Below are 14742 nucleotides of genomic sequence, written 5' to 3' on the forward strand. Positions count from 1 at the left end.
CCCCCCCCCCCGGCCCGCTATCCGGCCGCGTACCGCCACACCGCGTACAGATCCGCGGCCTCGAGCCCCGGATTGTCGGACAGGATCTCCTCGGCGCTCACCCCCGCGCCGAGGAGATCCGCGAGCAGCGCCACCGGATACCGCAGCCCCCGGACCACGGGCAGCCCCCGGCACACGCGGGGATCGGACGTAATGCGTTCCATCTCGGCCACGGCCTCGAACGCTACGCGGGAACGGTAATCCTTCTCTGTGGGCACGGTGTTCGTCCCCTGTGACTCCGCCTGCCGATGACTCCGCCTACCGGATGGTCCATCTCATCGGGAAGACGTTCAGACCAAATTTCGAGATTCTGAGCCATACATCGTCTTGCCGATCATTCGTAGTGTTGCCGTATCGGATCGAACGGAACAACAACGGGAGTGACAATGCGTGCGGTGATTCAGAAGTCGATCGGCGGACCCGAGGTGCTCGAGGTCGCCGAGATCGAGCGGCCGGAACTGCTGTCCGGCGAGGTCCTGGTGCGCGTGCACGCCAGCTCGGTGAATCCGGTCGACGTGGCCGTGCGGGCGGGGGCCATCCCGCTGCTGGGCGAGCCGCCCTTCGGCGTCGGCTGGGATATCTCCGGCGTGGTCGAGGCCGTCGCCCCGGGGGCGCGGTACGCGGTCGGCGAGGAGGTCTACGGCATGCCGTTCTTCCCGCGCGCCGCCACCGGCTACGCGGAATACGTGGCCACGCCCTCGCGTCAGGTGGCGCGTAAGCCCAAGTCCCTCAGCCACGTCGAGGCCGCCGCCTTGCCGCTGGCCGCGCTCACCGCCTGGCAGGGCCTGGTCGACAGGGCCGGTATCACGGCGGGCGACCGGGTGCTGATCCACCGGGCGGCCGGTGGGGTCGGCCATCTGGCCGTGCAGATCGCCAAGGCCCGCGGGGCGCACGTGATCGCACTGGCCAGCGCCGCCAAACACGACTTCGTGCGGGAACTGGGCGCGGACGAGGTGATCGACTACCGCACCACCGACTACGCCGAGGTCCTGCGCGACCTCGACGTGGTCTTCGACTCCAATGCCGACGGTGAGCGCTCGCTGCGGGTGCTGAAGCCGGGCGGCGTGCTGGTGAGCATCATGGAGCACTTCAACCCCGAGCGCGCGGCGCAGGTGGAGGCCGCGGGCCGCCGCTTCGCCGGAGTCTCGGTCGAACCCGACTACGCCGCGTTGGAGGCCATCGCGGAACTGGTGGACGCGGGCAAGATCCGCCCGCACGTCTCGCGCACGCTCCCGCTCGAGGAGGCGGCCACCGCCCACGAACTGGTGGGGTCCGGGCAGACTGTGGGCAAGGTCGTGCTGGCGGTGAACTGACCACCGTCGGATCGTGCCCGGCTACCACCCATGACGCGTGATACGTGTGGCTCGGAGTGATTCGAGGTCGCGCGGCAACGGTGGACTTCGAGGGAAGCGAGTGGTGGATGGACGTGCTCAGCGAGGCGCTGGCCTCGATGCGGACCGGTGCGCCCAATTCGGTGCGCACCGACGGGCGCGCGCCGTGGGCGATGCGGCTGCCCGAGGTGCTGGGCGCGGGGTTCCACGTGGTGCTGCACGGGACGTGCTGGATCATCCCCTCGGCCGACTCGTCCGAAGCGGTCGCGCTCGGACCCGGCGACGTGATCTTCCTGCGTGACGGCGCGGGCCACATCCTCGCCGATCATCCCGACACTCCGGCGGAAGAGCCTCGGCCGGAACAGTATTCGGGGCGGCCACCGGTGGGCGCGGTCTCGCTCGGCGGTGACGGACCGCGCACCAGCCTGCTGTGCGGCAACTACCACCTGGACGGATCGCGTCGGCATCCGCTGCTGCGGCAGCTGCCGGAGTTCATCCACCTGCCCGCCCGCCACGGGCACTATCCGGAGTTGACGGCGGCCGTGCAGCTGCTCGGCGCGGAGCTGGACAATCCGCGTATCGGCTCGCACGGCATCGTGCCCGCACTCATCGATTCCCTGCTGCTGTACATCCTGCGGGCCTGGATCGAAGACCAGCCCGCCTCGGAATCGGTGGGCTGGGCCGCCGCGCTGCGTGACCCGGCGGTCGCCCCCGCCCTGGCCGCCATCCACGCCGACCCCGGGGCCGCCTGGACGGTGCAATCCCTGGCCGACCGCGCGGGCCTGTCCCGCGCTGCCTTCGCCAAACGCTTCGCCACCATGGTCGGCGAACCACCGCTCGCCTACCTCACCCGCTGGCGGCTCACCACCGCCGCCCGCCTGCTGCGCGAAGACGACATCCCGGTCGGTCAGATCGCCGCCCGCACCGGCTACACCTCCGAGTTCGCCTTCGGCAAGGCCTTCAAACGCGAGTACGGCCTGCCCCCGGGGCAGTACCGCCGCCAGGCCCGGGTTGCCGCCTGATCGAACGATAACCGGCCCCCGCGAACGCAATTCGCGGGGGCGGTTAGTCCGAACCAGCGCGAACTCACCACCGGAGGCGACGAGGGACGAGCCCCCGAACTCCCGGTGCGGAGCCCTCGAACCCCTCCCGACTCGCTACAACCAAGTATCCAACGTGGTGGTGGTGAGAAAATGCTCCAGATCGGCTCGCCACGGCGCGGGCGTGGTCTTCTCCGGCTCGATGGCGGTGTACTGCCCCCGGTAGAACAACAGCGGCCTGCCGGAGGCCGTGGCCTCCGACAGGGCCAGGACCCGTCCGATCACGATGAAGTGATCGCCGCCGTCGCGCACATCGGCCACCGTGCACTGGATCGTAGCCAATGCGCCGTCCAGCACCGGGAGGTCCAGATCCGAGGTGTGCCAGGGGGTTCCGGCGAACTTGTCGGGCTCGCGGGAACCGAAGCGGGCGCACACCTCTCGCTGGTCCTCGGCGAGGATGCTCACGCTGAACCGCCCGTTGCGTTCGATGGCCGCCCAGGAGCGTGAGCCCTTGGTGGGGCAGAACAGCACCAGCGGCGGTTCCAGGGACAGGGCGGCGAAGGACTGGCAGGCGAACCCGATCGGCGTCTTCACTCCCTCGACCTCGTCGAAGGTGGTGATGATGGTGATGCCGGTGCAGAACTGCCCCAGCACATTCCGAAACCCGCGCCCGTCGATCGCCGGGAACTCCTCGGTCGTCATCTCCGCCCCGTCGCTCACTTGAATCCCACGCTAAAGTCGTGACCCCACAGGCTGACCGCCGTCGACTCCCGGGCGATCCACGACTCGTCTTCGACTTCCAAACCCTCACAGCCGAATTCGATGTCGAACCCGCCGGGCGTCTTCATGTAGAACGACAGCATCTTGTCGTTGATGTGCCGCCCCAGCGTCGCCGACATCTTCACCTTCTTGCGCAGCGCGCGGTCCAGGCAGAGCCCGACATCGTCGGAGTTCTCCACCTCCACCATGAGGTGCACGATACCGGTGGGGTTGGGCAGCGGCAGGAACGCCAGCGAGTGGTGGCGCGGGTTGCAGCCGTAGAACCGCAGCCAGGCCGGATCGCCGTCGGCGGGCCGCCCCACCATCTGCGGCGGCAGCCGCATGGAGTCGCGCAGCCGGAAGCCGAGCACATCCTGGTAGAACGCCTGGGCGGCGGCGTCGTCGGTGCAGGTGAGCACCACGTGCCCGAGCCCCTGCTCGGCGGTGACGAACTTGTGCCCGTACGGGCTCACGAACCGCCGCGCCAGGTACTGCGCCCCGTGGAACGCCTCCAGCACATTCCCGGACGGATCCTCGAAGCGGATCATGTTCTCCACCCGGCGATCCGCGAGCTCCTCCTTGGTGGCCTCCTTGAACGCCACCCCGTGCTCGGACAGCCGCTCCCGCAGCGCTTGCAGCGCCGGGGCGTCCACCACCTCCCAGCCGGAGACCAGCAGCCGGTCCTTGTCGCCGGGGATGATCACCAGGCGCGCCGGGAAATCGTCCATGCGCAGGTAGAGGGCGTCCGGATCGGGGCCGGGAGCCTCCATCATGCCGAGTACCTTGAGCCCGTAGTCGCGCCAGGCCGCCATATCGGTGGCCTCGATGCGCATATATCCGAGCGCTCGAATCCCCATGCTCACTTCTCCTTGCCACCGAGCAGGAAGTCGGTTGCCAGCCGGTTGAATTCGTGGAACTTCTCCAGCTGCGCCCAGTGGCCGCAGCCGCCGAACACGTGCAGTTGCACGCGCGGGATCATCTTCAACGCCACCAGCGCGCCGTCGATCGGGTTCACGCGATCCTCACGGCCCCAGATCATCAGCACCGGCTGCCGCAGTTTGTAGGCGTCGCGCCAGATCATACCCTTGGCGAAATCCGCTCCGGCGAAGGACTTTCCCATGGCACGGGTGGCGGCCAGCGCCTCGGGCGCGGAGGCGGAGGCGAAGCGTTCCTCGATGAGTTCCGGCGTGATGAGCGACTGATCGAACACCATGATCCGCAGGAACGCCTCCAGGTTCTCCTTCGTGGGCTCGACATTGAACCTGGACAGCAGCTTCACGCCCTCGGTGGGGTCCGGCGCGAACAGGTTGGTGCTCAGTCCGCCCGGACCCATGAGTACGAGCTTGCCCGCCCGGTCCGGGAAGTCCAGCGCGAACCGGGTGGCCGTGCCGCCGCCGAGCGAATTGCCCAGCAGATGCACGCGTTCGGTGATCTCCAGGGTGTCCAGCAGATCCTTCAGTGCGGTGGAACTGTGCACGAAGTACTGCGGGTGGTCCACCGGCTTGTCGGAGCGTCCGAAGCCGGGCTGGTCCACGGCGAGGACGTGAAAGTCCTTTGCCAGCACCGGAATGTTCTTGGCGAAGTTGGACCACGAGCTCGCGCCCGGACCGCCGCCGTGCAGCAGCACGATGGTGGGGCCGTTGCCGACCCCCGCCTCGTGGTAGTGCAGTGTCAGATCCGGCCGCACCTGCGCGTAGCGCGAGGTGGATTCGAAGGTGATTTCTCCCACTGCGGTCATCGGTTACACCATCGTATCCGCGATCGGGAGCCCGAAGGCGTGCGTGCCGTACATGACGTAGGCGCGCTCGGGATCGTTGGCGGCGTGCACGCGTCCGGCGTGGGCGTCACGCCAGAACCGTTGCAGCGGAGTGCCGTTCGCGAGCGCGGTGGCGCCGGACGCCTCGAACAGTTTGTCGATCGAGGAGATGGCGCGACCGGTGGCGCGGACCTGGTCGCGGCGGGCGCGCGCCCGCACGTCGAAGGGGACTTCGCGACCCTCGACCAGGTAGGCGTACTCGTCGGCCACATTGCCCGACAGCTGCCGCCACGCGGCGTCGATATCGCTGGCGGCCTCGGCGATACGCACCTTGCCGAACGGATCGTCCTTGGCGTTCTCGCCCGCGTAGGCGGCGCGGACCCGCTTGCCCTGGTGCTCCACGTGCGCCTCCAGCGCGCCGTAGGCCATGCCGACGATCGGGGTGGAGATGGTGGTGGGATGGATGGTGCCCCACGGCATCTTGTACACCGGATCGGTATTCTGCTCCAGGCCAGGAGATTTCAGATCGCTCATGGCACGGAAACTGAGGAAGCGGTGCTTGGGTACGAACACGTTCTCGACCACGACCGTGTTGGATCCGGTACCGCGCAGGCCGACCACGTTCCACACGTCGTCGATGCGGTATTCGGTGCGGGGGATGAGGAACGAGCCGAAATCGACCGGCTTGCCGTTCTTGATCACCGGTCCGCCCACGACCACCCAGTCGGCGTGATCGGAGCCGGAGGACCAGGCCCACGAGCCCTTCACGGTGTAGCCGCTGCCGTCCTCGGTCACCAGGCCCGCGCCCATGGGCGCGTACGACGAGGAGATGCGGACGTCGGTGTCCTCGCCCCAGACCTCCTCCTGCGCCCGCTGGTCGAACAGGGCCAGGTGCCAGTTGTGCACGCCGATGATGCCCGCCACCCAGCCGGTGGAACCGCAGGCGCTCGCGATCTTGCGCACGGTGTCGTAGAAGACGACCGGGTCGGCGGCGTGCCCGCCCCACTGGCGCGGTTGCAGCAGCTTGAAGAACCCGGTCTCCTGCAGATCCTTGACGGACTCCTCGGGCAGGCGGCGCAGGTCCTCCGCCTCCTGTGCGCGGTCGCGCAACGTGGGCAGCAGCGCCTCGACCCGCTCCACTACTTCTTGCGTCATCTCGCCAGTTGCTCCTGCCTGGTAGATCGGGAACGTATTCGTCTGGGTTCGAGACTAGAACACGTTCCTATTCCGTGTCGAGAACATGACGACTCCCGTGGTCGAATGCGGCTCTCGCCTGCTCATCGATCTCTGGCTGGCGCATAACCCCGACTATTTTGTAACGTGTTCTAGTACTTCCAGAGGAGGATGGACGATGGCAACAACCCCCCAGGGGCCCCGCGGAAAGGTCCGTGAGATCGACGTGGGCAGCATGCCCACCCGGTATGCCCGGGGCTGGCATTGCCTGGGCCTGGCCGACACCTTCCGCGACGGAAAGCCGCACTCGGTCAACGTCTTCGGAACCAAACTGGTGATCTTCGCCGACAGCGGCGGCGACCTGCAGGTACTGGACGCGTACTGCCGCCACCTGGGCGGCGACCTGTCGATGGGCGAGATCAAGGGTGACGAGGTCGCCTGCCCGTTCCACGACTGGCGCTGGGGCGGCGACGGCAAATGCAAGGCGATCCCCTACGCGCGGCGCGTGCCACCGCTGGCCCGCACCCGCGCCTGGACCGCGCTCGAGCGCAACGGACAACTGTTCGTCTGGCACGACCACGAGGGCAACCCGCCGCCGGACGAGGTGACCATTCCCTACATCGACGGCGCGTTCATCGACGCCGAGGGCAACCCGCTGGAGCGGATGAGCGACGCCTGGACCCCGTGGACCTGGCACACCATGCTGATCGAGGGCTCCAACTGCCGCGAGATCATCGACAACGTCGTGGACATGGCGCACTTCTTCTATATCCACTACGCCTTCCCGACGTACTTCAAGAACGTCTTCGAGGGCCACATCGCCACCCAGTACCTGAAGACCAAGGGTCGCCCCGATATCGGCTCCGCGGCCGAGGCCGGTGTGGACGTGCTGCTGGAGTCGGAGGCGTCGTATTTCGGGCCGTCGTACATGATCAACCCCCTGAAGAACATCTACAGCGGCTTCGAGGTCAATTCGGTCCTCATCAACTGCCACTACCCGGTCACGCAGAACTCCTTCGTACTGCAGTGGGGCGTCACCCTGGAGAAGCCGAAGGGGCTGCCCGACGAGCAGGCGCAGGGCTTCGCCGAGAAGATGACCGACGGCATCAGCGAGGGCTTCCTGCAGGACGTCGAGATCTGGAAGCACAAGTCCAAGATCGACAACCCGCTGCTGACCGAGGAGGACGGCCCGGTCTACCAGCTGCGACGCTGGTACGACCAGTTCTACGTGGACGTGGCCGATGTCGACCCGCGCTCGACGCAGCGCTTCGAATTCGAGGTCGACACGTCCAAGGCCAACGAGGCATGGGAACTGGAGGTCGCCGAGAACCTGCGCAAGAAGCGGGAGGCCGAGGCGGCCGCGACCACGCAGGAGGCGAACGTCTGATGACCAACTGGGCGAAGGCACCCGATTTCGCGGACAGTCCGGAGCGGCAGGCACTGGTGCGCGCCCAGACGGTCGAGGACAAGAAGCACTACATGGAGGCGGGCTTCACCCCGCTCGCCTGCCAGTCCTGTGGGACCGAGGTACTGGTGCGCAAGCACAGCACCCACCAGAAGACGGTGCAGTGGACGGCCGACCCGGCCGCACACTGCCCGGTCTTCCGCCGCATGGCCGAAGCCGGGCCGATCTTCGGCAAGCCCGACTCCTGCCCCAATCTGGAGAAGACCATCGAGCACGCCGTCGCCGAGGGGATGCTCGAGATCGATTCCTGACGGTGACCGCCGTATCCGGCATGCCCCGACCTCGGATGTGCGCGGCGCCAGCGGTGAATTCGACACCGTCAGCGCGGCCGCGCAGATGCTGCCGCTGCGCGGGGTGCGGGGCGTATTCGGCTAGTCCAGCCGGAAGTCGGCGAAGTCGAAGCCCGGGGCGACGACGCAGCTCACCAGCACGTAGTCGTCGCCGAGCGGGCGGGCCGCCTGCGAGACGCCGCCGGGCACGATCGCCTGCGGCCGCTGGCCCCGCTCGACATCGGGGCCGAGGATGATCTCCTCGCCGTCGATGTTCAGCGCCAGCGGTCCGCCGCGATGCCACAGCCACAGTTCGTCCGAGGCCACGGTGTGCGGGGCGGACTTCTCGCCGGGCAGCAGCAGGAAGTAGATGGCCGTGGCGCTGGCGCGCGGTCCGTCGTAGCCCGGCGGCGTGAATTCCACCGGGCTGCGCCAGGTTTCCCGATACCAGCCGCCTTCCGGATGCGGGAGCAGATCCAGTTCGGCGGCCAGTGGCGGTCGGTCGTCGCTCATGCCCACCAATCTAGGCTCATGCCCGTCACGTTGAGGCCGCCGCCGGGGTCCCGTGTGCCACGCTGGCCCGCCGCTTCACCGCCACCGTGGGGAACCGCCGCTGTCATATCCGACCCGCTGGCGTCTGCTCACCGCCGCATGCCTGCCGCGCGATACCGACGCGCCTCTGGCGGCCGTGACGCGTCGGATCGGCTACCGGTCCGCCTTCACCTAGGCGCTCGAGCGCGAATACGGCCTGGCTCCGGGGCGGTATCGGCGGGCCGTGGACAAGCCCGAGGTGATCGCGGTCTGAACGGCGGTGTCCTCGGCCGACTTGTGTACGACAATCAAACAGGGTAGGCAAACCTAATCACATTGTGTCGCCAGTCGAAACGAGGACGACGTGGATCTGTCCAGACGCCAGTTGTTCCAGGCCGGTGGCGGGCTCAGCCTCGCCCTGCTGCTCGCCGCCTGTGGCGGCAACGAATCCGGTGCGCCGGTCGATGAGTCCGGACCGCCGCGGCGGGGCGGCACGCTGCGGGTGGGAGCGCTGGGGCGGCCCGGGGCCATCACCCGCGACCCACACGGTACGCAGGCCAACGAGAGCGACTACCTGATTCTCAGTCTGCGCTACGACACCCTCACCGTGCCGGGCGAGAACACCATCACCGCACCGCGATTGGCCAGCGAGTGGCAGGCGTCGCCGGACCTGACGACCTGGCGCTTCACCATCGCGCCCGGCGCGACATTCCACGACGGCAGGCCGGTCACCGCCGCCGATGTCGTGTATTCGCTGCGGCGACTGCGTGAAACGCCCGCCGGGGCCTCGCGTCTACCGGGCATCCAGGCGCGCAATATCACCGCCGAGGGTGACGGCACGGTGGTGCTCGTCTCCGACTACCCGAATGCCGAACTGCCGCAGCTGACCCGGCTCACCACCTTCGTGGTGCCCGACGGGACCACTGATATCGAGAACGCCCCGGGCACCGGGCCGTTCGTGCTGGAGTGGTTCCGCGGCGGCAATGCCCGGCTGGTGCGCAACGAGCAGTGGTACGGCGGCGAGGTGCATCTCGACGCCATCGAGGTGAGCATTTTCGAGAGCCCGCAGGCCATGGCCTCGGCGCTCATGTCCGGGCAGATCGACCTGGCCTCCAATGTGGGCGCGGTGGCGGCGCGAACGGCGGAGGGCCGCAGGGATATTCGCACCGTCCGGCGCTCCGACGACATGGCCATGCCCATCGTCATGCGCACCGCCGAGGGCAGCCCCTTCGCCGACCCCCGAGTGCGGGAGGCGTTGCGGCTGGCCGTCGACCGCGAGGCCATGGTGACGCAGGTGCTGTCGGGGTACGGCACCGTCGGCAACGACATCCTCGGCACCGGCGATCCGGAGTACGCCCGCGACATCCCGCAGCGGACCCGGGATCTCGACGCGGCGAAGAAGCTGCTGCGCGAGACCGGATTCGACACCGCCAAGACCTACTCGCTGTACACCACCGAGGACATCGCCGGACTGGCCGAATCGGCGACGCTGTTCGCCACCCAGGTCCGCGAAGCCGGGGTGCAGGTGGAAGTGGTCAAACAGGAGTCGGGCTCGTTCTGGGACGACACCTGGTTGCAGGGCGACCTCTACACCACCTACTGGGGCACCAACGACTCCGTCCTGTTCTTCGCCAGCAAGACCATGGTCTCCGATAGCGGGCAGAACGAAGCCGGTTGGCGCGACACCGAATTCGACGAGACCTACCGCACCGCCGTGGCGACCGCCGACGCCGGGGCGCGCGCGGACCTGCTGCACGAACTCCAGCGCATCCAATACGACCGCTCCGGCTACCTGCTGTGGGGCATGGCCGACGGCATCGACCTCGCGGGCTCGGCGGTCCGCGGCCTGCCGAAGCTGCCCGGATACGGAAGGGTGCAACTCGAAGGCGCATGGCTGGCCCGCTGACACCCCTCGACCACCACGCCGACCCGGACGAACCGGGCCGGGCGGTTGTGGCGGGCGGGGCTGTGTCGGGCTCGGCTGGGCCGGTGTCGGACGCGCTTGGGCAGTCTGCGCCACGGGCGCAGGGTGGGCAAGCGCAGCCGCGCACCCCGGAGGCGGACTCGTCCTCGATGGCTGGTCCGGGCCGCGGTTCTTCGGCGGAGCACGGCGCGCTACCGGAACAACGGAGTCGGCGCCACGAGGGCGGCGATGGGTTGCCTCGCCCGGTGCGGCGAGATGGGTTGCCTCGCCGGGTGATACGTGGTGCGCTGCTCGGCGCGGGGAGGGACGGAGCGCGGCGCGAGGTGCGCCGTGGTGGAGCGCAGCGCCATGAGGGAAGCGACGGTGCGCCGTACCGGGCGGGGCGCGACAGCGTGCTGCGGCGGGTGCGGCACGACGGGTGGCGGCACACTGCGAGACGACTGAGCTCACCGCGTTCGGGTGCTTACCGGGGACTACCGCGCACGGCGGCGCATCCGCGACCGCTGCGCTGGGTGGGACGCGTCGCACTGCTCCTCGCCAAACGCGCACTGCTGCTGGTGATCCTGCTGGTACTGGTGTTCGTGACCGTCGACCTGCTGCCCGGTGATGCCGCGTCGGCTACCGCCGAACGGGGCGAGAGCGCCGCGGACGTCGAGCGGCGGCGGGTCATGCTGGGGCTGGATCGCCCGGTGCTGCAACGCTGTTGGGAATGGCTGAGCGGGCTGCCGACCGGGGACCTCGGGCTGTCGGCGCGGGGTGTGCCGGTGCGGGAGCTGGTGTCGGGGGCCTTCCCGAACACCCTGCTGCTCGGTGGGCTGGCGCTGCTGCTCACCGCCGTGGCCGCGCTCGCCCTGGGGTGCTGGGCGGCGTTGCGCCCCGGCGGTCCGCTCGACCGCGCCATCTCCGGCACCGCCACCGCCATGCTGGCGCTGCCCGAATTCGTGGTGGCGGTGGCGCTGGTCGCGTTGCTCTCGCTCTGGGCCGGATGGCTGCCCGCCGTCACCATCACCGGGGCGGACGGCGGCCCGGCCAGCCCGGACATGCTCATCCTGCCGGTGCTGGCGCTGACCATTCCGCAGACCGGCTGGAACATCCGCATCGTGCGTGCCGCCCTCGCCGACGAGGCCCGGGAGCCGCATGTGGAGGCCGCCGTCCTGGACGGTCTCGCGCCGTCTCGAATCCTGCTGCGCCACATGCTGCCCGGCGCGCTGCCCGCCATCGTCACCGGACTGGCCACCTCGACCGGCATGCTGCTCGGCGGGGCCGTCGTGGTGGAGGCCGTCTTCAACTATCCCGGCGTCGGCTCGGTCCTCGCCTCCGCCGCCGCCGACCGCGACGCACCCCTGGTGGCGGGCGTGACCGCGCTCGCCGGTGCCGTCATCACCCTCATGCTGCTCACCGCCGACCTGATCCGCGACGCCCTGGCCGGAGGCCGCCGATGAACCCCACCCGGCCCCGCGTTGCCGAGGTCGGCCGCGGCGTGCGAATCGGCAGCACCCGGCCCGCGCCGAGGACAAGTTCGATACCCGGCCGCGTGTGGCCGGGCGATGGCACGGGGTCGCCGGTCAACCGCGCAACCGCTCGGCGGTCTGTCGCCCGCCGGGGCGGCTCGGTCCTCCCCGGAGCGGCAGGTGAGGTCCGGTGATGCGCTCACGCCCGTCCACTCTCCGGTCTCGTGCACGGTTGTGGTTCGTCGTGCTGCCCGCGCTGGTGTTGGTGGGGTCGGCGCTGGCCGGGCCGTGGCCGGCCGCGCATCCCATCGACATTCCGGTGGCCGGGTCTCATACCGCACCCGGCGGTGTCGGCCCGCGCGGCGGCCCAATCCTCCCCGGATGGTCGGGTGAGGCCCGATGATGCGCCCCCGCCCGTCCACTCTCCGGCCTCGTGCACGGTTGTGGTTCGTCGTGCGGTTGCTGCCCGCGCTGGTGTTGGTGGGGTTGGCGCTGGCCGGGCCGTGGTTGGCTCCGCATCCCATCGACGTTCCGGTGACCGGGCCGTATGCCGAACCGGGCGGTGCCGCCCCGCTCGGCGGTGATCTGCTCGGGCGGGATGTGTGGAGCCGGGTGTTGGCGGGTGGACGGGAACTTGTGGTCTCGGCTCTGCTGGCCGCCGTGCTGGTCACCGTGGTCGCGGCGGGGCTGGGTGCGGTGAGCGCGCTGCGGCCGGGGGTCGGGCGGGTGGTCGACCGGACGGCCGATCTGCTCATCCTGTTGCCCGCCGTGCTCGGGCTGTTGCTCATCGCACTGTCATGGCCGGGCGGGGGAAGAGTGGCGATCATCACGGCGGCGGTGGTGCTGGGGGTGCCCTACGCGGTGCGGCTGGTGACCGGCGCGGCGGCCCCCATCGCGGCATCCGGCTACGTCGAGGCCGCCGCCGCGGGCGGTGAGCACCTGTGGCACCTGGTGTTCCGCGAGGTGCTGCCCAATCTGCGTGCCATTCTGCTGGCTCTGTTCGGGCTGCGGTTCGTGGCCGCCGTCTATATCGTGGCGACCGCGGGCTTTCTCCAGATCGGTCCGCAACCCCCGGCCGCCGACTGGGCACTCATGATCCGGGAGAACGGTCCCGGCGTCCTCCTCAACCCTTGGGCGGTGATCGCCCCTAGTCTGCTTGTCGGGGTGCTCGCCATGAGCGTCAATCTCGCGGCGGCCGCCCTGGCACCACAGGTAGGACGAAAGGCGGTGAGCCTGCGATGAACTCCGCACGGCTACCCAAGCGGCAGCTCCAGACCGGCGACGAGATCACGCCGGAGCACGAGGAACAGACCCTCACCCTGCCCGCCGACGGCGCGGCGCCCGCGGATCGTCCCGGCCTCGCACGCGTCGTGCGCGCCGTCCAACTCGGCCGGGAGGCGACCAAACGCTGATGCCCGACGCCGGTCCCACCACGCCGCCCGGCCACCCCGCCGTGCGGGTGCGCAATCTCACGGTCGCCGCGACGGACGGGCGGATGCTGCTGCGCGACGCGTCCCTCGATGCCGAGCCCGGCCGAGTCGTGGCGCTCACCGGACGCTCCGGCGCGGGCAAGACCACCCTGCTGCGCGCGCTCACCGGCATGCTGCCGCCCGGCACCACCCGCACCGGCGGCACCGTGGAGGTGCTCGGCCGCGACGTATTCGCCCTGGACACCACTGCTCTGCGCGAGCTTCGCCGCACCCGCATCGCCTTCGTGGGCCAGGACCCCGGCTCCGCCCTCAATCCGCGCATGCGCGTACGCGCCCTCGTCCGCGAACTCGCCGCCGACCCGTCCACGGTGACCGACCTGCTCACCGAGGTCCGCCTCCCCACCGACCTCCGCTTCACCACCCGCCGCCCCGCCGCCCTCTCCGGCGGTCAGCAGCGCCGCGTGGCCCTGGCCCGCGCCCTGGCCCGCCGTCCCGACGTCCTCCTGCTCGACGAACCCACCGCGGGCCTGCACCCCGAACTCCGCGACGACATCGCCGACCTGCTCCGCGCCCTGGCCCACACCCGCGCCCTGGCCATCGTCCTCACCTGCCACGACCGCGCCCTGGTCGACCGCATCGCGGACACCGAAGTCCACCTCGAACCGGGCGGCCCCTCGGTCCATACCGCCACCGGCGCGGCTACCCGGGCCGCCCCGACGTTCGCGGGTGACTCGCCCGCGCCGGCCACGGACCGTTGTGCCGAATCCGAGGCCGCCCATACCGGCACACCGGTCGAACGGACCGGGTCAGCGCCAACGGCGGCGACCTCGGACGGGAATATGCCGTCGGAATGCTCGCCTGTCCGTGCGGGAAGGCCGGAGTCGGCGAACAGCGTCCCCGCTGACTGCGGCGGACCCACGCCGAGGCGGAGCGAGGACCCGGCCGGTGACCGAGTCGCGGCAGGAGCCGTCGACAGTCACACGGGCGATCAAGACGGTGCTGCCCGCGCAGGCGGACGTGTCGGCGGCGATCTGGGTGCCGTGGGCGCATCGCGGCCGTCGGCTTCGACCACGGAGGTGTCGGGAGCGACGCTCGGCACGGGTGATGGCTCGGAGCTGCGGCTCGGTGGTCCGGGCGGGGTGGTTATCGTCGGCTCGCAGGCCGATGAGAGCGATTCCGGCCTGCTCGCAGCAGCGTGGTGTGGTGCGGAAGCCGCTGCCCTGGAAAAGGATTCGCTGCTGGTGGTGCGGGGGCTGGAGGTGGCCTTCGCCGGGAGCGGGCAGCGGGTGCTGCACGGTGTCGGCCTCGCCGTCGGTGCGGGGCGGGCGGTCGGGATCGTGGGGCCGTCCGGTTCGGGAAAGACCAGTCTGGCGCGGGCGGTGGTGGGTTTGCATCCGCCCGAGCGGGGGACGGTGACGCTCGACGGGGTGGCGTTGCGTCGGGAGTCGCGGCGGCGGAGCCGGGAGCAGCGGCGGCGGGTGCAGTTGGTGCCGCAGTCGCCGCTGGGGGCCTTGAATCCGAGCCGGAGCGTGGGGGAGACGCTGGGGCGGCCGCTGCGGCTGCATCGGCGCTGC

General features: G+C 70.0%; 15 protein-coding genes. 9 read left to right on the forward strand and 6 right to left on the reverse strand.

What is annotated here, in order from left to right; translation table 11 throughout:
• Nucleotides 1-17: 17 nt before the first annotated feature.
• On the reverse strand, nucleotides 18-203 hold the full coding sequence (locus QK444_RS18145) for a DUF433 domain-containing protein (RefSeq protein ID WP_282781869.1): 186 nt from the start codon (nucleotides 201-203) through the stop codon (nucleotides 18-20).
• A 222-nt stretch (nucleotides 204-425) separates the two neighbouring features.
• On the opposite strand from QK444_RS18145, the gene QK444_RS18150 reads away from it, so the two are divergent.
• The gene (locus tag QK444_RS18150; protein ID WP_282781843.1) at nucleotides 426-1352 is read left to right on the forward strand and encodes an NADP-dependent oxidoreductase; all 927 of its coding nucleotides are present in this window, start codon (nucleotides 426-428) and stop codon (nucleotides 1350-1352) included.
• Between the two features lie 80 nt (nucleotides 1353-1432).
• On the forward strand, nucleotides 1433-2392 hold the full coding sequence (locus QK444_RS18155) for an AraC family transcriptional regulator (RefSeq protein WP_282781845.1): 960 nt from the start codon (nucleotides 1433-1435) through the stop codon (nucleotides 2390-2392).
• Nucleotides 2393-2527: 135 nt separating this feature from the next.
• On the opposite strand, the gene hsaB is transcribed toward QK444_RS18155, so the two are convergent.
• Genes hsaB through hsaA form a run of 4 tightly spaced genes read right to left on the reverse strand, consistent with a single transcriptional unit; the run spans nucleotide 2528 to nucleotide 6080 of the window.
• A complete protein-coding gene (gene hsaB / locus QK444_RS18160; protein WP_282781871.1) occupies nucleotides 2528-3112 on the reverse strand; it encodes a 3-hydroxy-9,10-secoandrosta-1,3,5(10)-triene-9,17-dione monooxygenase reductase subunit in 585 nt (194 codons plus the stop codon).
• A 14-nt stretch (nucleotides 3113-3126) separates the two neighbouring features.
• Nucleotides 3127-4032 carry an iron-dependent extradiol dioxygenase HsaC gene (hsaC, locus tag QK444_RS18165; protein WP_282781848.1) on the reverse strand — a complete coding sequence of 302 codons (906 nt, stop codon included), beginning with the start codon at nucleotides 4030-4032 and terminating at the stop codon, nucleotides 3127-3129.
• Entirely contained in the window at nucleotides 4029-4907 is an 879-nt protein-coding gene (gene hsaD, locus QK444_RS18170) for a 4,5:9,10-diseco-3-hydroxy-5,9,17-trioxoandrosta-1(10),2-diene-4-oate hydrolase (RefSeq protein ID WP_282781850.1), read from the reverse strand. Before hsaD ends, hsaC begins: the two co-directional genes overlap by 4 nt.
• Nucleotides 4908-4910: 3 nt before the next feature.
• Entirely contained in the window at nucleotides 4911-6080 is a 1170-nt protein-coding gene (hsaA, locus tag QK444_RS18175) for a 3-hydroxy-9,10-secoandrosta-1,3,5(10)-triene-9,17-dione monooxygenase oxygenase subunit (RefSeq protein ID WP_282781852.1), read from the reverse strand.
• 196 nt (nucleotides 6081-6276) lie between these two features.
• On the opposite strand from hsaA, the gene QK444_RS18180 reads away from it, so the two are divergent.
• Together QK444_RS18180 and QK444_RS18185 are read left to right on the forward strand one after the other, a co-directional pair.
• Complete coding sequence (locus QK444_RS18180; RefSeq protein WP_282781854.1) at nucleotides 6277-7485, forward strand: Rieske 2Fe-2S domain-containing protein; 1209 nt, start codon at nucleotides 6277-6279, stop codon at nucleotides 7483-7485.
• On the forward strand, nucleotides 7485-7814 hold the full coding sequence (locus tag QK444_RS18185; RefSeq protein ID WP_282781856.1) for a hypothetical protein: 330 nt from the start codon (nucleotides 7485-7487) through the stop codon (nucleotides 7812-7814). The genes QK444_RS18180 and QK444_RS18185 overlap by 1 nt, the downstream gene beginning before the upstream one ends.
• Nucleotides 7815-7934: 120 nt before the next feature.
• Here QK444_RS18185 and QK444_RS18190 read toward each other — a convergent pair whose 3' ends face one another.
• Nucleotides 7935-8345 (reverse strand): cupin domain-containing protein, encoded by a 411-nt coding sequence (locus tag QK444_RS18190; protein ID WP_282781858.1) that lies wholly within the window; start codon nucleotides 8343-8345, stop codon nucleotides 7935-7937.
• Nucleotides 8346-8727: 382 nt separating this feature from the next.
• Here QK444_RS18190 and QK444_RS18195 point away from each other — a divergent pair, with 382 nt between their 5' ends.
• From QK444_RS18195 to QK444_RS18215, 5 genes are all read left to right on the forward strand, one after another.
• Nucleotides 8728-10269 (forward strand): ABC transporter substrate-binding protein, encoded by a 1542-nt coding sequence (locus QK444_RS18195; protein WP_282781860.1) that lies wholly within the window; start codon nucleotides 8728-8730, stop codon nucleotides 10267-10269.
• Between the two features lie 530 nt (nucleotides 10270-10799).
• Entirely contained in the window at nucleotides 10800-11729 is a 930-nt protein-coding gene (locus tag QK444_RS18200) for an ABC transporter permease (protein WP_282781862.1), read from the forward strand.
• A 462-nt stretch (nucleotides 11730-12191) separates the two neighbouring features.
• The gene (locus tag QK444_RS18205) at nucleotides 12192-12980 is read left to right on the forward strand and encodes an ABC transporter permease subunit (RefSeq protein WP_282781864.1); all 789 of its coding nucleotides are present in this window, start codon (nucleotides 12192-12194) and stop codon (nucleotides 12978-12980) included.
• Nucleotides 12977-13150, forward strand: a complete 174-nt coding sequence (locus QK444_RS18210) for a hypothetical protein (protein ID WP_157533574.1) — start codon at nucleotides 12977-12979, stop codon at nucleotides 13148-13150. Before QK444_RS18205 ends, QK444_RS18210 begins: the two co-directional genes overlap by 4 nt.
• A partial coding sequence (locus tag QK444_RS18215; RefSeq protein ID WP_282781867.1) for an ATP-binding cassette domain-containing protein occupies nucleotides 13150-14742 on the forward strand: 1593 nt, incomplete at its 3' end. The genes QK444_RS18210 and QK444_RS18215, both read left to right, overlap by 1 nt.

It is taken from the genome of Nocardia sp. CC201C (assembly GCF_030010695.1).
Classification (GTDB): domain Bacteria; phylum Actinomycetota; class Actinomycetes; order Mycobacteriales; family Mycobacteriaceae; genus Nocardia; species Nocardia otitidiscaviarum.

What these genes read in the sequence shown, in the direction of transcription:
- QK444_RS18180 (WP_282781854.1), top strand. Translation starts at nt 6,277, where the DNA reads ATGGCAACAACCCCCCAGGGGCCCCGCGGAAAGGTCCGTGAGATCGAC.
- QK444_RS18210 (WP_157533574.1), top strand. Translation starts at nt 12,977, where the DNA reads ATGAACTCCGCACGGCTACCCAAGCGGCAGCTCCAGACCGGCGACGAG.
- QK444_RS18150 (WP_282781843.1), top strand. Translation starts at nt 426, where the DNA reads ATGCGTGCGGTGATTCAGAAGTCGATCGGCGGACCCGAGGTGCTCGAG.
- QK444_RS18145 (WP_282781869.1), bottom strand. Translation starts at nt 203, where the DNA reads ATGGAACGCATTACGTCCGATCCCCGCGTGTGCCGGGGGCTGCCCGTG.
- hsaD (WP_282781850.1), bottom strand. Translation starts at nt 4,907, where the DNA reads ATGACCGCAGTGGGAGAAATCACCTTCGAATCCACCTCGCGCTACGCG.
- QK444_RS18185 (WP_282781856.1), top strand. Translation starts at nt 7,485, where the DNA reads ATGACCAACTGGGCGAAGGCACCCGATTTCGCGGACAGTCCGGAGCGG.
- hsaB (WP_282781871.1), bottom strand. Translation starts at nt 3,112, where the DNA reads ATGACGACCGAGGAGTTCCCGGCGATCGACGGGCGCGGGTTTCGGAAT.
- QK444_RS18190 (WP_282781858.1), bottom strand. Translation starts at nt 8,345, where the DNA reads ATGAGCGACGACCGACCGCCACTGGCCGCCGAACTGGATCTGCTCCCG.
- hsaA (WP_282781852.1), bottom strand. Translation starts at nt 6,080, where the DNA reads ATGACGCAAGAAGTAGTGGAGCGGGTCGAGGCGCTGCTGCCCACGTTG.